The organism is Micromonospora sp. L5, from assembly GCF_000177655.2.
Taxonomy (GTDB): Bacteria; Actinomycetota; Actinomycetes; order Mycobacteriales; family Micromonosporaceae; genus Micromonospora; species Micromonospora aurantiaca.
Genome location: NC_014815.1, coordinates 5,522,518 through 5,543,358, shown reverse-complemented (window position 1 = coordinate 5,543,358; position 20,841 = coordinate 5,522,518). Strand labels below are relative to the sequence as shown.

Genomic DNA, 20,841 nt, shown 5'->3' with positions numbered 1-20,841 from the left:
GACGCCGTGGCAGCCGCCCCCGCGCGGCTGTCACTTCTTCACGTAGATGCCGTTGAGCGAGATGATCCCGAACGCGTCGCTGAGGAAGGCGTTGCCGACCTTCGAGCCGTGCAGCTCGTAGGTGGCGTCGTAGTAGCAGGGCACCACCGGGGCGTACTTGTCCATGATCATGCGGTCGAGCGCCATCCAGCCGGCGTCCTGCTCGGCGGCCGGCAGGTCGCGGACCCGGTCGATCTCCGCGCTGACGGACGGTTCATTGAGGTACGACAGGTTCTGGTTGCCCTCGGCCACGATCTCCCGTCCGTCGTAGACCGGGGGGATCACAGTCGAGCCGGTGGGCCAGTCCGAGCCCCAGCCGGTGAGGTAGAGGTCGTACGGGTTGTCCTTGCGGCCGACCTCGTCGTAGTAGCTGCTGTTGTCGATCGGCTTCATCACGATGTCGAAGCCCGTGTCGGTGAGGTTCTTGCGCAGCGCCTCGGCCTGCTGGGTGCGCAGTTCCAGGTTGGAGTGGGCGAGCACCAGCTTCGGCCGCTTGCCGGCGAGCAGCTCGGCGGTCTTGGCCTTGTCGCCGGTGACCGGGGCGTTGTACAGGTCGTACGGGACGAATCCGGCGGTGGTGGGCGACATGAGCGTGGTGGCGGGTGAGCCGGCGGCCTGCCCGCCGAGCACCTTGAGCAGGGCGTCCTTGTCGACGGCGTAGTTCAGCGCCCGCCGTACACTCAGGTCGGTGACCCGCTGGGTGTTGATGCTCAGCACCCAGTTGTACTGCGTCGGGCCGCGTACCACGCGGTCGGAGACGCCGGATCCGGTGGTGCGGGGCAGCACCGACGGCGGCACGTCCGACCAGCTCAGCGCCGCCTGGTCGGCCGGCCCGTCGGCGACCAGGCGCTCGGCGATCTGGGCCTGCTCCAGGCCGAACGTCATCCGGATCGCGTCCGGGTACGCGTTGCGGATCGGGTCGGTCGCCGGATCCCAGTTCGGGTTGCGTTCCAGCTCCAGCGACACGTCGCGCTGGTAGGTCTTCACCCGGTACGGCCCGGACGAGAACGGCCGCAGGTCGTAGTTCGCGCGGGTGTCCTTCGCGGCGGGCACGGGCGCGCTGGTCGGCAGCGCCGCCGCGTACGGCAGGTCGCAGTGCGGCTGCGGGAAGGTGAACCGGATGGTCCGGTCGTCGGGTGTGGCGACGCCGTCGGGCACCGGCTTGCCCCCGTCGTACGGTCCCTTGTAGGTGGCGTTGTACGCCCCGCCCGGGTAGAGCCACTGCTGGATGTAGTGCGGGCCCTCGTTGAGGTTCGCCGCGAACGACCGGGCGATGCCGTGGGCGACGTCCTTGCTGGACACGGGCGTGCCGTCCTCGTACTTCACGCCGTCGCGCAGGGTGAACTCCCAGACCTTGCAGTCGCCGTTCACGTCCTTGCCGGGGTTGGTGGCCAGGTCGCCGACGAGCAGCAGCTTGCCGCTGCCGTCCTCCTTGTAGCCGTTGAGCGCGCGGTACAGCAGCCCACCGGCGACCTGCTGCACGTTGACGTAGTTGCGGGCCGGGTCGAGGTGCTCGAAGTCGGCCGGCTGCATCACGGTGAGGGTGCCGCCGCGGGTCGCCCCGTCGACGTCCTTCGCCGGGCCCTGGTTGTCGGCGGCCTCGTACGAGATCGATCCGCTCTGGGTCTTGGTCTTCTGGTCGTCGCCGCCGCCGTCGTCGGTGGTGGGGCTGCAGCCGGCGGCGGCCAGCGCCGCCGCGGCGAGGACACCTGTCAGTGTCCGGGTTCGTGCGCGCACGGTGTGCTCCTTCCTGCCCGGCGGCCCCCGCCGGCCGGGCACTGATGGCCGTGGGACTACCGGGTGGAGCGGGGGTCCAGCGAGTCGCGCAGCGCGTCGCCGAGCAGGTTGAACGCCAGGACCAGCAGGAAGACCGTCAACCCGGGGAACAGGGTGTACCAGGGGTCGCTCGCGACGTAGCCGATGCTGTTGAAGATCATGCGGCCCAGGTCGGGCGTGGGTTCGGTGACGCCGATGTTGACGAACGCCAGCGCCGCCTCGATGGCGATGAACTGCGGCACCATCAGCGAGACGGTGACCAGGATCGGCGCCCAGATGTTCGGCAGCAGCTGCCGCAGCAGGATGTGCGTGGTGCCGGCGCCGGCCGCACGGGCCGCCTCGACGAACTCCCGCTCGCGCAGCGAGATCACCTGCCCGCGGACCAGCCGCGCGGTGTACGTCCAGCTGAACAGGCCGAAGGTCGCGACGATCAGGGCCACCCGGAAGGCCGGCGACGGCGCCTCCCGGTCGGAGTAGAAGCGGTCCTGGAGGATCGGGATGACCGCGAGCGCGAAGATGAGGAACGGGAACGCCAGCGTGAGGTCGATCAGCCAGTTGACGACGCTGTCCAGCCAGCCTCTGGCCCACCCGGCCAGCACCCCGACAGCGACACCGATGCCGGATGCCAGCAGCGCCGAGGTGAACGCGATGAACAGGGACGTCCGCAGGCCGTAGACCAGTTGCATCAGGATGTCCCGGCCGCTGCCGGGTTCGAGCCCCAGCCAATGGTCGGAGCTGATTCCGCCGGCGTACCCGATCGGCATTCCGAAATCGTTGAGGCGGTCCACGAACTTGTCGGTCGGGTCGATTCCGGTGAGCCGTCCCAGCAGTGGCGCGCCGAGCGCCACCAGGGCGGCGACGGCGAGCGTGACGGCGCTGGCCTTGGCCGTACGGTCGCGTTTGAGCCGCAGCCAGGCGAGCCGGCCGGGCGACCGGCCGACGAATTCGCCGGGCCGGCCGGCGGGGCCGGGAACGGCCTCGACATCGGGGCCGGGAGCGGCCGGTGGGTGCGACAGTTCGCTCATGAGCAGTCCTCCCGACGGGGACGAAAACGCCCTGCCACCCGACGGTAATGCGCTATGAGGTGCTCAAAAGAATCGTTCCGGTAACGGCCGTTCCGGTTGTCGTGCATTGACAACGATCCGGCGTACGGAATGCATCGGCGCAATAACGGCCCGATTCGGTTGTCAGCCTTTCAGGTGGCCGTACCGCCAATTCGGAATGCGCTCCTGCGAGGCACTCGGGCGGTTGTCAGCCGTTCGGGCATTCCCGTGCGCCGATGTAACACCGGACCGGCAGCGGGGTCGACTGGCGTAACACTTCGTGACTCTTCGCGTTCACACCGTCCACCTAGGGTTCTCGGCGGTCCGGTTCGCACGACGTGCCGGGCCGTCCACCGGCCCTCACCCGGGGCCCCGACGGAAGGACCACCCATGCCCTTCGCCCGACGTACCGCCGCTCTGGCCCTGGCCGCCGCGCTCGGCGGCCTCGCCGCGCCGGCCCCTCCCGCGCAGGCCGCGCCGCGCCCCGGCCCCGAGACCCCCTCGGTGCTGCTGCTCACCGTCGACGACGGCGCCGGCCTGCGCGCCACGGTGCTGACCTGCGGGCCCACCGGCGGCCTGCACCCCGACCCGATCACCGCCTGCCGGCTCGTCGCCCGCGTCGACGGCGACCTGGACGCGCTCGACGTGGACGGTGCGCCGTGCACCTCGCAGTACGACCCGGTCGTCGCGCGTGCCGTGGGCATCTGGCAGGACCGCCCGGTCTCCTACACCCGGACGTTCGGCAACGCCTGCCTGATGCAGCGCACCACCGCCTCCCTCTTCACCTTCTGACCCCGCCTCACCTTGTCGCGTTGATCATGAGGTTGGCGGCGGTTCCGGTCCGTTTTGTCGCCGTCAACTTCATGATCGACGGGGTGGGTCGGGAGGTGGGTGGGGTGGGTGCGGAGAATGGGGGCGGGGTGTTCGGAGGGGAGACTGTGCGGGTGGACGGGCCGGTGGCGGGCGGGGGCGGCGGGCGGGAGTTGCGGGCGGACTGCTCGCGCTGCGCCGGGGTGTGCTGCGTCGCTCCCGCGTTCACCGCGTCGGCCGACTTCGCCATCGACAAGCCCGCCGGGCGGCCCTGCCCGAACCTGGGCGCCGACTTCCGCTGCGGCATCCACACCGAGCTGCGGCAACGCGGCTTCCCCGGCTGCACCGTGTTCGACTGCTTCGGCGCCGGTCAGCACCTCACCCAGCACACGTTCGCCGGCCGCGACTGGCGGGCCGACCCGGCCACCGCCCAGCGGATGTTCGACAGCTTCGCCGTACTTCGGCCGCTGCACGAGCTGCTGTGGTACCTGACCGAGGCGGTACGCCTGACCCCGCCCGGCCCGCTGCGCGACGAGCTGACCGCCGCGCTCGACGAGACCGGCCGGCTCACCGACGGCACCCCCGACGACCTGCTCGCCCTCGACGTCGACGCGCACCGGGACCGGGCCAACCGGCTGCTGTCCCGCGCCGCCGAACAGGCCCGCGCCGGGCGGGCCGGCCCGGACCGCCGGGGCGCGATGCTGATCGGGACGGACCTGCGCCGTACCCCGCTGACCGGGGCGAACCTGCGCGGCGCCTGCCTGATCGGAGCCGACCTGCGGGGCGTACGCCTCGGCGCCGCCGACCTGACCGGCGCGGACCTGCGCGGGGCCGACCTGCGCGGCGCGGACCTGGGCGGGTGCCTGTTCACGCACCAGTCGCAGCTCGACGCCGCGCGCGGCGACCACCGCACGGTGCTGCCGCCCGGACTACGCCGCCCATCCCACTGGTCCCTGACGCTGACCCCGACTCGCCCCCCAGCCGCGCCAGCGCCGCCCCCGACCCCGCTGACGCCACCCCGCCCGCACCCGCACCCGCCACAGCGGTGATCAAGGAGTTTGTGTCCGGTTCGGGGCCGGATCGGGACACGAACTCCTTGATCACCGCGAGACGGGCCGGGGCCGCGTTTGGTGGGGGTGGGGTCGGGTAGGCGGCGCGGACGGCTGTTGACCGACAGGGGGGGCCACCGGTGGGGTATCGGGCACGCGACGGTGAGGAGCCGGTCGACCCGGCGCACGCCGAGGACGAGGCCGGGCAGGTGCCGCTGGTGCAGACGGCCGCGGACACCGACGTGCCGGCCCCCGCTCCCGGTGCGCCGAAACCGGACGAGATGACCGAGGACGACGGATCCGGCATGGCGGGCGGCGCCTCCGGCAGCAGCTCGGGCGGCTCCTCGATGCCGACCCACCCGGACGCGGCCCGCGGACGGGACGCCGCCCGCTGAACGTTTGCCGTCACCCGCTGCGGGCAGGAGTGCGACATGACCAGTGAAGAGTCCTTCGGCCGCGCGGCCGGCGACGAACCCGACGGCGCGACCGCGTACGAGGCGTCCCTGCGCCCGCCGGGCGAATCCCTGCACACCACCGACGACACCGGTGACGACTTCGCCGACCTGCCCGCCGAGGACCGGCGCTCGGCACGAGAGGTCAGCCGCGCCGGTTACGACGTCGATGCGGTCTCCGGCACCGGCGACCCGTCCGAGGAGCCGGAGGAGATCGAGGAGGGCCGGCCGCTGCGCTGAGCCGTACGCGGGGCGGCCGCCGCGCCGCTCCGCGCCTCGGTCATGCCCCGGTTCGCCAGCGCGTCGGCGCGCTCGTTCTCCGGGTGCCCGTTGTGGCCCTTCACCCACAGCCACGTCACGTCGTGCCTGGCGCACGCCGCCTCCAGCGCCTGCCACAGGTCGGCGTTCTTCACCGGCTGCTTCGCCGCGGTCAGCCAGCCGTTGCGCTTCCACGCGTTCAGCCAGCCGGTGATGCCGTTGCGCACGTACGTGCTGTCGGTGTGCAGCCGTACCGTCACCGGTCGGGTGAGGCTCTCCAGCGCCCGAATCGCGGCGGTCAGCTCCATCCGGTTGTTGGTGGTCGGGGTGGCCTCGCCGCCGCACAGCTCCCGCTCGTGCCCGCCCCAGCGCAGCACCGCGCCCCACCCGCCGGGCCCGGGATTGCCGCTGCACGCGCCGTCGGTCCAGATCTCCACGACCCGGCCGGTCTCCGCCTCCACCATGCCCGGCAACCTACCGGGTACGCGAGCACGCGGGACCACCCGACCCGCCGCGCCCGGCTAGCGTGCCGGTGTGACCACTCCCCCGGACTTCGCCACGCTCTGCAACTTCCGTGACCTCGGTGGCTGGCGGACCGGCGACGGCCGCACCGTCGCCCGGGGCCGCCTCTACCGCTCCGACTCGCTGGCCAAGCTCGCCGGTGAGGATCTGGAACGGTTCGCGGCACTCGGCGTCCGCACCGTGATCGACCTGCGGTACCCGTGGGAGATCGCCGACCGCGGCCGGGCCCCGGAGAGCCTCGGCGTCACCTGGCACAACCTGAGCATCGAACACCGGCCGTACGTGCAGGCCGACATCGACCCCGACGTGGACCCATGGCGCTACCTGGCCGACCGGTACGCCGAGGTGGCCGAGGACGGCGTGGCCGAGCTGCGCCAGGCGATCGAGGTGATCGCGGACGGCGAGCACCCGCTGGTGTTCCACTGCGCCTCCGGCAAGGACCGCACCGGGCTGCTCGCCGCGCTGGTGCTGTCCCTGCTCGGCGTCGACGAGGACCAGATCGCAGCGGACTTCGCGCAAACCGAGCAGGCCACCGACCGCCTGGTCGCCGAGTGGCGGGACCGCAACGGTGGCGCCACGCCGGGCTGGCCCGCGTACGGGCGGGCGCCGGCCGAGATCATCCGGCTGGTGCTGGCCGACCTACGGGCCGCCCACGGTTCGGTGCACGGATACGTGACCGGCCGGCTCGGCGTCAGCCAGGAGACGATCGACGCGCTACGCGCCCGGCTGCTGACCGGCGACTCCATCCCGCTGCCCACCCAGGGCACCACCGGCAGTACGCCGACGCCGGCCGCCCGGTAGAGCACCGCCGGCCGCCGTCGCCGTCCCCCACGAAAAGCAGACGACGCCGATGCCACGGTCTGGCACGCTGCGTGATCGTGGACACGCGGTGGGACGGCCTGCGGGCCGAGGTACGGGCGACGATCGACGAGCTGGTCTCCTCCGGGCGGGAGGCGGGTGTGCAGGTAGCCGCCTACCTGGACGGGGTCGCGATCGTCACCGAACAGGCCGGGCTCGCCGACACCACCACCGGCCGGCCGATGACGGCCGACACGCCCGTGCACGCGGTCTCCACCGGCAAGGGCCTCACCGCCACAGTGGTGCACGTGCTGACCGAGCGGGGACGGCTCGACTACGACCTGCCGCTGGCGCGGGTGTGGCCGGAGTTCGCCCGGCACGGCAAGGACGGCATCACGCTGCGGCACGTGCTCACCCACACCGCCGGCCTGCCCGCGCTGCCGGCCGACGTCACGCCGGAGGACTTCACCGACTGGACGCGCATGTGCGAGCTGCTCGCCGACGCGCGGCCGCTGTGGGCACCGGGCGAGCGGCTCGCGTACCACGCCTGGACGTGGGGCTGGCTGCTCGGCGAGGTGATCAGGCGGGTCACCGGCGCCCCGGTGTCGCAGGTGCTCGCCGAGGAGGTGGCCGGGCCGCTCGGCGTGGACCGGGAACTGTTCCTCGGCGTACCGGAGGCGGACCTGCCCCGCCTGGCCCGGCTGGAGGACGCCGGCCTGTCCGCGCTGATGACCTGGGCCGGGGCCAACCTGCCGCACTTCGACGCGGTCGCCCCGCCCGGCGTACGGCCGGACACCGTCATCGGCTCCCGCCCCGACGTGCTGCGCGCCGACGTGCCGTCGGTCGGCACGATGAGCGCCCGCGCGGTGGCCCGGATGTACGCGGCGCTGCTCGGTCCGGTCGACGGGGTACGGCTGATCTCCGCCGAGCGGATGCGGGAGGTGTCCGCCCCGGCGGTACGCGCCCAGGAGTGGGTGTTCGGGCAGGAGAGCACGTTCGGGCTCGGGTACGCGGTCGACGACGACGGATCGTTCGGCACCGCCGGTAGCGGCGGCAGCCTCGCGTTCGCGTACCCGGAACTGGGGTTGACGGTGGCGGCGGTGCGCAACCGGCTCGGCGCGGGCGACGGCGACCCGATGGAGCAACTGCGGACGCTGGTGCGCGACCGCGTCGCCGCAGCGACCGGCCACCGAGGCTAGCGCCGCAGGCGGGCCCGCAGCCGGCCGGCCGCGTCGCCGAGCACCGCGCCGGTCATCGGCAGCAGCGGGCTGGACCGCATCACCGCCAGATCCTCGGCCGGGCTGGTCACGCCGTCGAGGAACCGCAGCACCCGTTCCGGCGGGTTGCGGTCGAACAGCCGCTCGAAGAACTCCACGCCGCCGACGTGTCCCCGGTCCAGCGCGCGCAGCGCCACCGCGTCCATCCACAGGTGCCGGCCCGGGTACGCGGGCGCCGGCACCGGCGGGCGGCCGGCGGCGAGCGCCCCGGCCACCTGGTCGGCCTGGCGCAGCATCGCCGAGAACGTGAACCCGGTCGACGGGCGCGTCGCCCCACCGGCGGTGCCCAGCCGCACCACGCGCGGGCTCGGGCGGGACTCGAACGGCCCGTCGGTCATCGGGATCACGCCGTCCTCGACCTCCCGCACCCGCAGCGCGGTCAGGTCCAGGCCGAGCAGGTCGGCGTACCCGCGCAGCGCCGCGTCGTAGCCCGCGTCGTCGAGCAGGGCCGGCCCGAACTCGGTGTACTCGACGAGCGCGAACCGGTCGTCGATGGGCAGCACGTACCCGAAGGAGACGCCGCGCTGCGGCTGGGGCGTGCGGAAGTCCATCAGCACCGCCCGCTCCGGGTCGAACGTGGGCCGGTCGGCGGCCAGCCACCAGCCGCGGAAGTGCTGCAACCAGCTGGTCCGTCCCGGCCGCTTCGGCCGCCGGGGCCGGGAGTCCAGCACCCACCCGGCCCGCACCAGGTCCCGCCCGTCCGGGTCGCGGACCGTGACCCGCTCACCGTCGTCGTGCAGCTCCCCCGCCGGGACGCTGATCCGGACCACGTCCAGCCGCCGCTCGGCCTCGGCAGCCCGGTCGTAGACCGGGGCGGAGCGGAGCATGGCGTACCGCAGGGGGTCGAGCGACAGGACACGGCGGCCGGCCGGCGTGACCACGTCGACCTGCGACCAGCTCGCGCTCAGCATCGGGTCGAGGTCGTCGCCGGGCAGGCCCCAGAACGCCCAGGTGCGGTCCTGGCCGCGCTTGTGCACCGGGTCGACCACCGCGACCCGCAGCCCGGTCACGTCGTGGCGGTCCAGCGCGGCCAGGACCAGGGACGCGGCGCCGCCGCCGCCGACCAGCGCGAGGTCGACGTCGACCGGGAAGGATGCGTGCATCCGGCCACGCTGCCACATCGGCGGAGGCGGCCACCGGCCGACCCGCGCTCAGGCCACCGGCGCGGGCTTCTGCGGGGCCGGCTCGGCGTAGGCGGCGGCCACCGTCGCCCGGTCGAAGACCCGCCACGTCGCGGCGATCACCGCGACCGCCACCACGAAACCCACCCAGTACGGCGCGGTGATGCCGAACCGGGCCGCCACCACGCCGCCGAGCAGCGCGCCGACGCAGTTGCCGCCCGCCGCGACGAACAACGTGGTGCTGCCGACCCGGCCCATCAACGCGGGCGGGGTGAGGCGCTGCCGCAGCGAGTTCGCCACGATGTTCCACAGCGCGCTGTGCGCCCCGAACGCGAACAGCGCGAACCCGACCACGGCCGCGCTGCGGGACGCGGCGAGCGCCAGGTGCAGTCCCGCCTCGACCAGCAGCCCGGTCCGCACCGTCCAGGTGGGTGTGATGGCGGCGATCAGCCGGTCCCCCACCAGCGAGCCGAGCACCCCGCCGACCGCCATGCAGGTGAACAACGCGCCGTAGCCGACCGAGCCGAGACCGAGCCGCTCGGTGGCGAGCAGAACCAGCACCGCCACGGCCGCGGTGAGCGTGACGTTCAGCAGGCCGATCAGCACGGTCATGGTGCGCAGCAGCCGCTGCCCCCACAGCCAGCGGAACCCCTCCGCGACCTCCGCCCGCACCGAGCGCCGCTCCTCCGGCGCCGGCCCGCCCCGGTACGTCCCGGCGAGCAGTCCGACCAGCACGGCGCTCAGCGCGTACGTGCCGGCGTTGAGGGCGAACGGCAGCGACGCCGCCAGCACGAACAGGAACCCGCCGAGCGGGCCGGCGATCATGTTCTGCATCACCTGGGTGCCGCCGCCCAGCCAGCCGTTGGCGCGTTCCAGCAGGGAGCGCGGCACCACCGCCGGCAGCACCGCCTGCGCGGCGGTCCGGAACACCACCTCGCCGGTGTTCACCACGAACAGCACCGCGTAGAGCAGCGCGATCCCGGCCCGGTCGGCCAGCATCGCCGCCGCCAGCACGGCCAGCGCGCCGACGCGTACCCAGTCGATGAGCACCATCAGCCGCCGCCGGTCCACCCGGTCCGCCAGGACGCCGCCGGGCAGCGCGAACAGCAGCCACGGCAGCCACGACACCGCCGCCCCGGCCGACACCACCAGCGGATCGTCGGTGATCGACGCCACGTACAGCGGCGCGGCCACCGTCGCCGTCCCGCTACCCAGCGCGGACAGCGTGCTCGCCGTCCACAGTCGGGCGAAGCGCCCGCCGAGCCGTTCCCCCGTCACGGCGAGGCAACCTACCAGCGGCGACGCGCGCCGCCGACCGGTTTATCCGGGGCGGCGGGTGTTGAGGCGGGCCGCCTGCCGGTTCAGGTGGTCGCGTTCGGCCAGGCTGGACGCGCGGCGGGCCGCCTCCGCGTACAGCCGGGCCGCCCGGTCCTGGTCGCCGTCGCGTTCGTGCAGGTACGCGGCCACCGCCGTGTACCGGGGCAGCGAGTCGTCGAGCGCCGCGAGCGCCGCCAGCCCGGCGCGCGGGCCGTCCGCCTCGCCGACCGCCACCGCCCGGTTGAGCCGGGCGATCGGGCTGCCGGTCAGGCGGACGAGTTCGTCGTACCACTCGACGATCTGCACCCAGTCGGTCTCGGCCGCCGTACGCGCGTCGGCGTGCAGCGCCGCGACGGCGGCCTGGGCCTGGAACTCGCCCAGCCGGTCGCGGGACAGGGCGGTCTGGAGGATGTTCACGCCCTCGGCTATCAGCGTGGTGTCCCACCGGCCGCGGTCCTGCTCAGCCAGCGGCACCAGGCTGCCGTCCGGCGCGGTCCGCCCGGCCCGGCGGGCGTGGTGCAGCAGCATGAGCGCGAGCAGCCCGGCCACCTCGGGGTGGTCGATCGCGGCGGCGAGCTGCCGGGTGAGCCGGATCGCCTCGGCGGCCAGGTCCACGTCGCCGGAGTAGCCCTCGTTGAACACCAGGTACAGCACGCGCAGCACGGTGGCGACGTCACCGTGCTGATCGAACCGCACCCCGGACACGGTGCGCTTGGCCCGGCTGATCCGCTGCGCCATGGTGGCCTCCGGCACCAGGTACGCCTGCGCGATCTGCCGGGTGGTGAGCCCGCCGACGGCGCGCAGCGTCAACGCGACGGCCGACGACGGGCTCAGCGACGGATGCGCGCAGAGGAAGTAGAGCCGCAGCGTGTCGTCGACCGCCGGCACCGGGCCGGGCGGCGGTTCCTCGTCCACGAGGTCCTCGCGCCGGCGCCGGGCGGCGTCGGCGCGCACCACGTCCAGGAACCGCCGCCAGGCCACGGTCACCAGCCAGCCCCGCGGATCGCGGGGCGGGTCGGCCGGCCAGACGCGCAGCGCCTCGATGAGCGCGTCCTGCACGGCGTCCTCGGCCGCCGCGAAGTCGGCTCCGCGGCGGACGAGGACACCGAGCACGCCCGGGATGAGGCTGCGGAGCGCGACCTCGTCCATCGGACGGATCACTCCGTGATGGTCGGCGGCGCGGTCAGGAACGGGCGCAGCTCCAGCCACTCGTGGATCGGCTTGCCGCCCTGCCCCGGCGCGGCCGACAGCTCGGCGGCCAGTTCGAGCGCGCGCTCGTAGCTGTCCACGTCGATCACCATCCAGCCGGCGATGAGGTCCTTCGTCTCGGCGAACGGGCCGTCGGTGACAGGCGGGCGTCCCTCGCCGTCGTAGCGGACGAACGTGCCCTCCGGGGCGAGCGCCTGGCCGTCGACGTACTCGCCGCTCTCCTGCAGCTTCGCCGCGAACTCCTGCATGTAGTGCACGTGCGCGGAGATCTCCTCCGGCGTCCACTTGTCGATCATCGGCATGTCGGACACCGGGGTCGGGCCGCCGCGGTAGTGCTTCAGGAGCAGGTACTTCATGAGTGTCTCCTCGTGGAGGGTGCGACCCATTCTGGCCGCGTTCACTCCGGGGACGAAGCCGGCGTTGCGTTCTCGACATCGGTGGCGGAGGAATTTCGGCGTCCACATCGCGTAGGGCATCCTAGGAGGCTAGTTCTGATGGTCCGGGCCGCCTGCCCCCGTCGCGGCGGTCCGGACCCGTCAGCGGATCGCCCGGCCGTCAGCGGGCGGCGGTCCGGCGCAGGCCGGTGATCAGCACCGCGCCTGCGACCAGGTGCAACGCCACCAGCGTCAGCGTCGCCGCACTCCCCACTCCCCCGCCCAGCGGCCCGAGCAGGGACACCAGCAGCACGAGGCCCGCGACCACCGTCCAGACGGTGCGGGCACGGGCGGTGAGCCGTTCCAGCAGGGCCAGCAGCGCCCAGCCGGCCAGCCCGGCGAGCAGCGTGCTCACCACCACTGCCACCGGCGTCACCCGCTGGTCCGTAGAGCCGCTGCGCGCGATCAGCTCCACCCCCGCGACCGGTACCGCGACCACCCAGCCCAGCAGCGCGGCGGCGGTCGCCGCGAACACCGTGAGCAGGCGGTCCCGGCGGCGGTTCGGGCGGGCGGTGACTGTCGGGATCGTGGTCTCCATCGGTGACTCCTCCACATCGGGACGACTGCCGGAAACGCTAGGTCCGGCGGCCGCCGCGCGGATCGGGCTGCGGAGCGGTTCCCGGCTCCGTCGCCCGAACGACCACCGGCCCGGATCTCCGTCTGGCGACCGATGAGAAGCGGTGGACCGGCGGCCTAGCATCCGGACATGAGGTGCGCGTCCCGGTCCCGGTTCCTGCTGCTGCTCGACGGCGGCATCGCCACCGCGAGCATCGCCGTGTGCCTGCTCGCGCTGCTGGCCTCCGACGCCGGCCCGGACACGCCCGGCGCGACCGCCGTCGCGGTCGGCCTCGCCGTGGCGCAGGCGAGCTGTCTGCTGTGGATCCGGCGCCACCCGGGGTACGCCCTCACCGTCGCCGCGCTGGCAGGCGTCGGCCTGGAGGCGCTCTGCCCGCAGCTCGGCTGGCTCGGCCTGGTCGCGGTGCCGATGGCGTACGTGGCCCGGCTGCGCCCGCCCCGGTACTCGCTCGTCGCGCTCGGGCTGCTGCTGGCACCCACGCCGTGGAAGCTGGTCACCGGCGGCTGGCGGGACCTGCTGCTGGCGGTGACCGCGCTGGCCCTGAGCTGGACGCTCGGCGAGCTGCAACGGGGCCAGGCGCAACGGCGCTGCGCGTGGGAACGGCAGGTGCTGGCGGCCGAGCGGGAACGCATCTCCCGGGAACTGCACGACGTGGTGGCGCACCACGTCGCGGTCATCGCCGTCCAGGCAGCCGCCGCGGAGGACGTGTTCGACGAGCATCCGGAGCAGGCGCGGGTCGCGCTCGGCGCGATCGACACGGCGGCCAGGTCGGCGCTGACCGAACTGCGGGCCATGCTGCACGCGCTCGCCGCCGACGACGGGTCCGAGCAGGGCGGGCCACAGCCGGGGCTGGCGCAGCTCGACGCGCTCGCCGACGCGGTCCGGGCGGTCGGCCTTCCGGTGACGCTGCACCGGGAGGGCGACGGCGAGGCGCTACCCGGCGGGGTGCAGCTGTCGGCGTACCGGATCGTGCAGGAGTCACTGACGAACGCGCTGCGCCACGGGCACGCCACCCACGCCGACGTGGACGTCCACTATCGCGACGGCGTACTGCGGCTGGAGGTCGTCAACGACGGCCCGGCGCCCGCCCGCCGGCCCGGTACGCCCACCGGGCGCGGCATCGTCGGCATGCGGGAGCGGGCCCGGCTGCTCGGCGGCACGCTCGACGCCGGCCCGCTGCCGGCCGGCGGGTTCCGGGTCCACGCACGACTGCCGGTCGGGGCGGGCCGGTGACCGTGCGGGTGGTGGTCGCCGACGACCAGGAGCTGATCCGCGCCGGGCTGCGTACCGTCCTCGACGCTAGGCCCGACCTGAGCGTCGTCGGGGAGGCGGCCGACGGTGTCGAGGCGGTCGCGGTGGCGACGCGGACCCGGCCGGACGTGGTGCTCATGGACGTGCGGATGCCCCGGCGCGACGGCATCGCCGCCACCCGGGACCTGGTGGCCGCCGGCAACCCGGCCCGGGTGGTCATGCTGACCACGTTCGACCTGGACGAACACGTCTACGCCGCGCTGCGCGCCGGGGCGAGTGCGTTCCTGCTCAAGGACACCCGCCCGGCCGACCTCGCCGAGGCGGTACGCGTGGTGGCCCGGGGCGAGGCCCTGCTCGCGCCCACAGTGACCCGGCGGCTGCTGGACCGGTACGCCGACCGGCTGCCCGCGCCCGCGCCCGCCGGCGACGTGCTCGCCGTGCTGACCGCCCGCGAGCGGGAGGTGCTGACGCTCACCGCGCGGGCACTGTCCAATGCGGAGATCGCCGCCCGGCTGCACCTGAGCACCGCCACCGTGAAGACCCACGTCTCGGCGATCCTCACCAAGCTGAGCCTGCGAGACCGGATCCAGGCGGTGGTGCTCGCGTACGACACCGGGCTGGTCCGGCCGGAGCCGCCGGTCCGGTAGGCGCCGAACCGGACAGCGGACCCAGAAGTGCCGAACCGGGACGGTTCGCCGTCCGGGCTGGCCCGGCATGTCCGCCGTGTCGTGGCGGCAGGGAGCACACCGGACGGCAACGAAGATTTCTCAATTACCCCCAGTGACCGCCGCAACCCTCCTAGTGTTGGCCACACCGGTGCTCGTCACGGAGTTGGCCACCCGAACGACGTCCCACGCCTACAGCGGACGAAAAGTGAGGGAAGACGCGGATGAAGGCACAGTCATTTCTCGGATCGGCGGCGTTCGGCGTGGGCCTCGGCGCACTGCTGCTCCCGGCCGCCGCGCTGGCGGACACCAGAGTCTCACCCGCCACCACCCCGGTCGGCGGCACCGTCGTGCTGACCACGACGTGCAACCCGAACGCCGGTGACGCGATCTTCCGGGTCACCGGCCCGGACCGGGACCAGAACGTCCGATCCACCACGGCCGCCGCGGGCGGTGGCCTGAGCGCCGAACTGTTCACCGCCGGGTTCACGCTCGGCACGTACACGGTCGCCACCACGTGCGGCGACGGCAGCGACGGCGGCAGCGCCACGTTCACCGTCACCCCGATCGGCGGCGCGCAGGCCGGTGGCGGCGGACGCGACGGCGACACCGGAGTGCTGATCGCCGGTGGCGTGCTGGCCGCCGGGGCGCTCGCCGGAGGCGCGTACGCGGTCATCCGCCGGCGCCGCGCGGACGCCGCCGCCTGACCGGCTCGCCGAGCGGTCCGCCCGCGCCGGATGCTCCGGCGCGGGCGCCGCGTCCCCGTCGGACGGAGGTGGGATGCTGGCCTCGTCGCCGCACGGCGGCCGGTCGCGACTGCGCACCGCCGCCGTGGTCACCGCCGTCACTCTCGCCGCCGCCGCGGGCGCCGGCCTGGTCTCGGCCGGGCTCGGCACCACGTCGGCGTCACCACCGCAGCCCGGCGTCTCCGCCGCGCCCGCCACCGAACGACCGGGTACGGCCGGCCCGGCACTCCCCCGGTCCACGCCGGTCCGGGTCACCATCCCCCGCATCGGCGTCGACGCCGAGATCGTCCCGGTCGCCACCGACGCGGACGGCGCGCTGGAGGTACCGCCGCTGGAACGCCCGGAGGTCACCGGCTGGTACCACCCAGGTCCCGCACCCGGCCAGGCCGGCAACGCGGTGCTCGTCGGGCACGTCGACTCGCAGCACGGCCCGGCGGTCTTCTTCGACCTCGGGCGGCTGCGCAGCGGCGACACCATTCGCGTGCTGCGCGCCGACGGCCGGACCGCGACGTTCACTGTGGACGGCGTCGGGGCGTACCCGAAGGAGCGCTTCCCCACCGCGCGCGTCTACGGCGGCGACGCGGCGGCGCGGCTGCGGTTGATCACGTGCGGCGGGCGGTTCGACCCGCGGACCGGCAGCTACCCGGACAACATCGTCGTCTTCGCCACCGCGACCCGGTGACGCTCAGTCCGCCAGGTCGGCCAGTTCCGCGCCGAGGAGTTCCGCCAGCAGCTCCACCCGGCCCGGGTCGTTGTCGGCGGTGATGTTCCGGCTGGGCATCTCGACAGTCATCAGCAGGTAGAGGTACAGCCGGTAGAGCCCCAGCCGCCGCCGCGCCCCGGCGTCGAACGGGAACGGCGCCGCCGCCCGGTAGGCGCGTACCAGCGGGTCGTCCGGCTCGTCCTCGGCGCGGCGGAACAGCAGCGGCGACACGAGGTCCATCAGCGGGTCGCCCCACAGGTACCGCTCGCCGTCGACCAGGCCGGTGAGCCGGGGCGTGCCGTCCGGCCCGTCCACTGCCAGCACGTTCCCGGCCCAGCCGTCGAAGTGCAGCAGCGCCGGGCGGCGTACCGCGTCGAGCACTTCCGCGTGCCGCGCCACCAGCTCCCGGATCCGGGTCGCGGGCGCCGGCAGCGGCACCGCCCAGTCCGCGGCGTCGGCGAGCATGTCGTCCACCATGGCCGTGTAGGCGTCCCGCCACGTCGCCCCGGAGGCCCGGTCGCCGTCGTAGCCGTACCGCTCGCCGGTGACGCCGTGCAGCGCGGCGAGCGCGCGGCCGAACTCCGCGCGCAGCGGCCCGACGTCCGCGCCGGCCCGGCTCAGGTCCCAGAGGGTACGACCTGGTAGCCGCGCCATGAGCAGCCAGTCACCGAGGTCGGGGTCGGTGCCGTGGTGCAGCAACGCCGGGGTGGGCACTGCTGGTGCGCGGTCGGCCACCAGGCGCAGGTAGTGCGCCTCCGCGCCGATCATGTCCCGCTCGTAGCGCAGCAGCGGCACGTGCGGCGGCGGACCGGCCTTGAGCACCACGTCCCGGCCGTCGGTGAGGCGTACCCACCAGACGGCGGCGAAGCCGCCACCGGTCAGCGGCCCGCAGTCGGCCACCTCGGCGCCGGGTCCGAGCGAGGCGGCGAGGTGGCGGCGGACCTGATCCGGGTCGAGGGCACGCTGAGTCGGGCTCACGCTCATGGTCCGGGGAGCGTAGCGCCTGCGGCTGCATCGTGGGCGCAGCGATTGCGAAGACGTGCGGTACCGGCCGGTGGCGCGACCGTGTCAGGCAAGCACCCCCCGCAGGGCCTCCAGTTCGGCCTCGGTGGCGCCGGCAGCCTGGAGATAGGCGGAGACCGAGCCGTGGTGGCTGCGGATCCACACCATGGCATGAAGCAGGTGCGCTGCGGTCACCGGGCGGGTGCCGTGTCCGATCGCCGCGCCGGCCGGCGATCCGGTGAGGTCCAGAGCGGCGTTCGAGCGCAGGAAGTCCTGGGTGACCTCCGCATCGGAAGCATTCAGGAGAGTCTGGATGACGGCGACGACGACTCCGGTGCGGTCCTTGCCGGAGGCGCAGTGGACCAGGGCAGGTAGTGCACCAGGGGTGATGAGCTGCCGGATTATCGCGACGGTGGCACGACCGGCCTGCTCAGCCATGTACGGGTACAGCGCCACCTGGTCGTCCGGCCAGCTCTGGTCGGTGAACACCGGAAAGTGGCAGTGCTCGACGTCGAGACCCGCACACCGGTCCGGCCGGTCGGCCACCTCTCGGATGCTGCGGAGGTCGATGACCGTGCGTAGCCCGAGATCCTCCAGCTCCCGGGCACCCTCGGGCGTCAGGAGATGCAGGGCGCCAGAGCGATACAGGACCCCACGGCGCAACGACCCGACGCCGCCTGCGTCGCGGAGGTTCCGGACGCCGGAACCGCCGGTGGTGGCGTCGGCCGTGGCCCCACGAGTGATCATGGAGGCGACTATACGAGGTCGGTCAGCCGACGCTGGTGGCCTCAGCCGCCTCCCCGGCGACTGCCCCTCTCCACCGTCCTCGCCATCGACCAGCGCGCCCTCTCATCCTGTCCCGTCCGGGATTGCCCGGCCTACCGGCCGCGAGGGCGGTCGTGGTGTGGGAGAGAATCGCCGGGTGGCGAGACGGAAGGCGCGCGAGGGCGCGGGTGAGCGTCCGGCGGCCTGCCCGTGCGGCACCGGCCGGCCGTACGCGGACTGCTGCTCCCCGGTGCACCGGGGCGAGGCGACGGCGGCGACAGCGGAGGCGCTGATGCGGTCCCGGTTCAGCGCGTTCGCGCTCGGCGACGCGGCCTACCTGCGGCACAGCTGGCACTCCACCACCCGCCCCGAGCGGCTGGAGCTGGACCCGGGCACCCGCTGGACCCGGCTGGAGATCGTGGAGACCGGTCAGGGCGGCCTGTTCGACAGCGCCGGGACGGTGCGGTTCCGGGCGCACTACCGCGAGGGCGGGCGGGCGGGCGTCCTGGCCGAGCACAGCCGCTTCGCCCGCGAGGACGGCCGCTGGGTCTACCTGGACGCGCTGCCCGAGTGACGCCTCCCCCGGCGCCGACGCTGGCGGCCCGTGGCGGCGGGTGTTAACAAGGGGCCCTTCCTCTACCGGAGGCGTTAATAAGGGGCCCTTCCTTTCGCCTAGGCGGGGCGTGGGGCGGGCTGGGCCAGCTCGGCGATCTCCCGGGGCAGCTGGGACAGCGCCCGGTTGAACTGGGCCGGCCCGATCACCCGGTGCAGCGCCTGCAACACCGCCCGGGCGCCGCGCTCGGCGTCGGACGGTGTGGCGCCGGAGCGCTCGGCGACCCGGCGCAGGAATTCGTCGTACCCGAAGACCTCGGGGTCTTCGATGCGGGCGCGTGCCAGCAGCGGACGCAGCTCGTGCGCGACGTGCGCGGACAGGTCGTCGGCCTCGCCGCCGCTGATCCGTTCGGCGAGCGTGCGCAGTGTCGCCTCGGTCAGCGCGCGGGCCGTCTCCACCGGCACGCCGGCACGGGCGGAGACCCGCGCGTAGAACTCCGGTTCGGCCATCGTCTGTCCTCCCGTCGCAACGGCACCGTGGCTACCCGCCGCCGGTCCGGGCAAACACCGCCGCGCCGCGGGCCGCGGCGGTACGGCTCAGGCCAGGGCCCGCGCCGCCGAGACGATCGCGCCGACGCCGATGCCGGCCCGGTCGAGCTGCTGGGCGGGGGTGCCGGAGCCGGGCAGCCCGCGTACCGCCAGGTGGTTGACCCGGGCCGGTTCGCCCAGGTCGGCGAGCGCCTCCAGCACCGCGGAGCCCAGCCCGCCCTCCGGGTAGTGGTCCTCGACCACCACCAGCCGTCCGCCGGTCTCCACGACGGTCTCGGCCAGGCGCTGCCGGTCCACCGGTTTGATCGAGTACAGGTCGATCACCCGGGCGTCGATGCCCTCGCGGGTCAGTTCGTCGGCGGCGGCGAGGCAGAGGTGCACCGTGACGCCGGTGCCGAGCAGCGCCACGTCCCCGCCGTCGCGCAGCATCCGGCTGCCGCCGATCGGGAACGGCTCGGCGTCGTCGTAGAGCACCGGGTACGCGCCGCGCGTCGTCCGCAGGTAGCTGACGCCCGGCTGGTCGGGCATCTGGGCGACGAGGGCCGCGCAGGAGACCGCGTCGGCCGGGCACAGCACCGTGGAGCCGGGCACCGCCCGCAGCGCGGCGATGTCCTCCAGCCCCATCTGGGACGGGCCGTCCGGGCCGATCTCCACCCCGGCGTGCGAGCCGACGAGCGCGATGTCGGCCCGGGAGACGCCCGCCATCCGGATGAAGTCGTACGCCCGGGACCAGAACGCGGCGAACGTAGCCGCGAACGGCCGGTAGCCGCGCACCGCCAGGCCCACCGCCGCGGCGGCGAGCTGCTGCTCGGCGATGAACATCTGGAAGAACCGGTCCGGGTACGCGGTGGCGAAGCGCTCCGCCCGGGTGGAGTCGCTGACCTCGCCGTCGAGCGCGACCACGTCGGGCCGGGCCGCGCCGAGGGCGCGCAGCGCGTCGCCGTACGCGTCCCGGGTGGCGACCTTCGCGCCGCGCTCGTACGTCGGCAGTTCCGGTTGCCGGATCTCCGGCGCGGCGGCCCGGGGCGCGGGCGGTGGCTTCGGTCCGGCGACCCGGATGCGCCGGGGGCCGCCGAGCGCCCGCACGGCGCGCTCGGCCAGCTCCGGGTCGAACGGCTTGCCGTGCCAGGACGGGTTGTTCTCCACCTCGGGTACGCCCTTGCCCTTGACCGTGCGGGCCAGCACCACTGTCGGCCCGGTGGCGTCGCGTGCCTGCCCGTACGCCTCGTCGATCGCGCCCGGGTCGTGGCCGTCGACCACGATCGCCCGGCAGCCGAACGCCTCGACGCGCCGCCGGTAGGTGTCCAGGTCCCACTCCAGTTCGGTGGGGCCGCGCTGGCCGAACCGGTTGACGTCCACGATCGTGGTGAGGTTGCGCAGCCCGTAGTGGCCGGCCTTGTCCAGCGCCTCCCACACCGACCCCTCGGCGGTCTCGCTGTCGCCGCAGAGCACCCAGACGTGGGCGGGCGACCGGTCCAGGTACTGGGCGGCGAGTGCCACCCCGACGCCGACCGGCAGGCCCTGCCCGAGCGAGCCGGTGGCGACGTCCACCCAGGGCAGCACCGGCGTGGGGTGGCCCTGCAGGCGCGACCCGGATCGCCGGTACGTCTCCAGCAGCTCCTGCTCGCTGATCGCGCCGGTGGCCCGGAACACCGCGTACAGCAGCGGGGAGGCGTGCCCCTTGGAGAAGATCAGGTGGTCGTTGCCGGGGTTGCCCGGGTAGGACCAGTCGTAGCGCAGATGCCGGGCGACGAGCACGGCGAGCAGGTCGGCGGCGGAGAGGCTGGACGTGGGGTGCCCGGAGCCGGCCATCGTGCTGCACCTGATCGCGTCCACCCGCAGCTGGGCGGCCAGGTCCGCCAGCCCGGTCAGGTCCTCGTCGCGCAGTGTGCGCTCTGCTTCCAACGTCACCGCGATCGTCCCCCG

Annotated in this window: 23 protein-coding genes; 11 read left to right on the top strand and 12 right to left on the bottom strand. The window is 74.1% G+C overall.

Features of this window, described 5'->3' with window-relative positions; genetic code table 11:
• Positions 1-30 precede the first annotated feature (30 nt).
• Together ML5_RS25470 and ML5_RS25465 are read right to left on the bottom strand one after the other, a co-directional pair.
• A complete protein-coding gene (locus tag ML5_RS25470; RefSeq protein WP_013476720.1) occupies positions 31-1,776 on the bottom strand; it encodes an ABC transporter substrate-binding protein in 1,746 nt (581 codons plus the stop codon).
• A gap of 56 nt (positions 1,777-1,832) precedes the next feature.
• The gene (locus ML5_RS25465) at positions 1,833-2,840 is read right to left on the bottom strand and encodes an ABC transporter permease (RefSeq protein ID WP_013476719.1); all 1,008 of its coding nucleotides are present in this window, start codon (positions 2,838-2,840) and stop codon (positions 1,833-1,835) included.
• 408 nt (positions 2,841-3,248) lie between these two features.
• Here ML5_RS25465 and ML5_RS25460 point away from each other — a divergent pair, with 408 nt between their 5' ends.
• From ML5_RS25460 to ML5_RS25445, 4 genes are all read left to right on the top strand, one after another.
• Positions 3,249-3,650, top strand: coding sequence for an SSI family serine proteinase inhibitor (locus ML5_RS25460; RefSeq protein WP_013476718.1), 402 nt, complete (start codon positions 3,249-3,251; stop codon positions 3,648-3,650).
• Positions 3,651-3,676: 26 nt separating this feature from the next.
• Positions 3,677-4,717 (top strand): pentapeptide repeat-containing protein, encoded by a 1,041-nt coding sequence (locus ML5_RS25455; protein WP_013476717.1) that lies wholly within the window; start codon positions 3,677-3,679, stop codon positions 4,715-4,717.
• Between the two features lie 140 nt (positions 4,718-4,857).
• Positions 4,858-5,112, top strand: a complete 255-nt coding sequence (locus ML5_RS25450; RefSeq protein WP_013476716.1) for a hypothetical protein — start codon at positions 4,858-4,860, stop codon at positions 5,110-5,112.
• Between the two features lie 36 nt (positions 5,113-5,148).
• Positions 5,149-5,409, top strand: a complete 261-nt coding sequence (locus ML5_RS25445; protein WP_013286433.1) for a hypothetical protein — start codon at positions 5,149-5,151, stop codon at positions 5,407-5,409.
• Here ML5_RS25445 and rnhA read toward each other — a convergent pair.
• A complete protein-coding gene (gene rnhA, locus ML5_RS25440; protein ID WP_013476715.1) occupies positions 5,328-5,891 on the bottom strand; it encodes a ribonuclease HI in 564 nt (187 codons plus the stop codon). The genes ML5_RS25445 and rnhA overlap by 82 nt on opposite strands.
• A 70-nt stretch (positions 5,892-5,961) precedes the next feature.
• Between rnhA and ML5_RS25435 the strand changes: the two genes are divergently transcribed.
• Positions 5,962-6,750 carry a tyrosine-protein phosphatase gene (locus tag ML5_RS25435; protein ID WP_013476714.1) on the top strand — a complete coding sequence of 263 codons (789 nt, stop codon included), beginning with the start codon at positions 5,962-5,964 and terminating at the stop codon, positions 6,748-6,750.
• A 77-nt stretch (positions 6,751-6,827) separates the two neighbouring features.
• Positions 6,828-7,946 carry a serine hydrolase gene (locus ML5_RS25430; protein ID WP_236619289.1) on the top strand — a complete coding sequence of 373 codons (1,119 nt, stop codon included), beginning with the start codon at positions 6,828-6,830 and terminating at the stop codon, positions 7,944-7,946.
• On the opposite strand, the gene ML5_RS25425 is transcribed toward ML5_RS25430, so the two are convergent.
• The 5 genes from ML5_RS25425 to ML5_RS25405 all read right to left on the bottom strand — a co-directional run bounded on the left by ML5_RS25425 (position 7,943) and on the right by ML5_RS25405 (position 12,643).
• Positions 7,943-9,127 (bottom strand): lycopene cyclase family protein, encoded by a 1,185-nt coding sequence (locus ML5_RS25425; RefSeq protein ID WP_187691220.1) that lies wholly within the window; start codon positions 9,125-9,127, stop codon positions 7,943-7,945. The two genes, ML5_RS25430 and ML5_RS25425, sit on opposite strands and share 4 nt — an antisense overlap.
• A 48-nt stretch (positions 9,128-9,175) precedes the next feature.
• Positions 9,176-10,423: an MFS transporter gene (locus tag ML5_RS25420; RefSeq protein WP_013286438.1), complete on the bottom strand. Its 1,248-nt coding sequence runs from the start codon at positions 10,421-10,423 to the stop codon at positions 9,176-9,178.
• A gap of 42 nt (positions 10,424-10,465) precedes the next feature.
• Positions 10,466-11,611 (bottom strand): RNA polymerase sigma factor, encoded by a 1,146-nt coding sequence (locus ML5_RS25415; protein WP_013476711.1) that lies wholly within the window; start codon positions 11,609-11,611, stop codon positions 10,466-10,468.
• A gap of 8 nt (positions 11,612-11,619) precedes the next feature.
• Positions 11,620-12,057, bottom strand: coding sequence for a YciI family protein (locus ML5_RS25410; RefSeq protein ID WP_047893363.1), 438 nt, complete (start codon positions 12,055-12,057; stop codon positions 11,620-11,622).
• Between the two features lie 169 nt (positions 12,058-12,226).
• Positions 12,227-12,643 carry a DUF6069 family protein gene (locus tag ML5_RS25405; RefSeq protein ID WP_013476710.1) on the bottom strand — a complete coding sequence of 139 codons (417 nt, stop codon included), beginning with the start codon at positions 12,641-12,643 and terminating at the stop codon, positions 12,227-12,229.
• A gap of 168 nt (positions 12,644-12,811) precedes the next feature.
• Between ML5_RS25405 and ML5_RS25400 the strand changes: the two genes are divergently transcribed.
• The 4 genes from ML5_RS25400 (at position 12,812) to ML5_RS25385 (ending at position 16,026) form a co-directional block, all read left to right on the top strand.
• On the top strand, positions 12,812-13,915 hold the full coding sequence (locus ML5_RS25400) for a sensor histidine kinase (RefSeq protein ID WP_013476709.1): 1,104 nt from the start codon (positions 12,812-12,814) through the stop codon (positions 13,913-13,915).
• Complete coding sequence (locus ML5_RS25395; RefSeq protein ID WP_013476708.1) at positions 13,912-14,580, top strand: response regulator transcription factor; 669 nt, start codon at positions 13,912-13,914, stop codon at positions 14,578-14,580. The genes ML5_RS25400 and ML5_RS25395 overlap by 4 nt, the downstream gene beginning before the upstream one ends.
• Positions 14,581-14,822: 242 nt before the next feature.
• Positions 14,823-15,305: a hypothetical protein gene (locus tag ML5_RS25390; RefSeq protein WP_013286444.1), complete on the top strand. Its 483-nt coding sequence runs from the start codon at positions 14,823-14,825 to the stop codon at positions 15,303-15,305.
• Positions 15,306-15,378: 73 nt separating this feature from the next.
• Positions 15,379-16,026, top strand: a complete 648-nt coding sequence (locus ML5_RS25385; protein WP_013476707.1) for a class F sortase — start codon at positions 15,379-15,381, stop codon at positions 16,024-16,026.
• Between the two features lie 3 nt (positions 16,027-16,029).
• Here the strand turns inward: ML5_RS25385 and ML5_RS25380 are convergent, their stop codons facing one another.
• Entirely contained in the window at positions 16,030-17,031 is a 1,002-nt protein-coding gene (locus tag ML5_RS25380; protein WP_013476706.1) for a phosphotransferase family protein, read from the bottom strand.
• 84 nt (positions 17,032-17,115) lie between these two features.
• Entirely contained in the window at positions 17,116-17,796 is a 681-nt protein-coding gene (locus ML5_RS25375) for a tyrosine-protein phosphatase (protein ID WP_013476705.1), read from the bottom strand.
• Between the two features lie 175 nt (positions 17,797-17,971).
• On the opposite strand from ML5_RS25375, the gene ML5_RS25370 reads away from it, so the two are divergent.
• Positions 17,972-18,388: a YchJ family protein gene (locus tag ML5_RS25370; protein ID WP_013476704.1), complete on the top strand. Its 417-nt coding sequence runs from the start codon at positions 17,972-17,974 to the stop codon at positions 18,386-18,388.
• Between the two features lie 98 nt (positions 18,389-18,486).
• Here ML5_RS25370 and ML5_RS25365 read toward each other — a convergent pair whose 3' ends face one another.
• Together ML5_RS25365 and ML5_RS25360 are read right to left on the bottom strand one after the other, a co-directional pair.
• Positions 18,487-18,876, bottom strand: coding sequence for a DUF2267 domain-containing protein (locus ML5_RS25365; protein ID WP_013476703.1), 390 nt, complete (start codon positions 18,874-18,876; stop codon positions 18,487-18,489).
• Positions 18,877-18,963: 87 nt separating this feature from the next.
• Complete coding sequence (locus tag ML5_RS25360) at positions 18,964-20,826, bottom strand: transketolase (RefSeq protein WP_013476702.1); 1,863 nt, start codon at positions 20,824-20,826, stop codon at positions 18,964-18,966.
• Positions 20,827-20,841 lie beyond the last annotated feature (15 nt).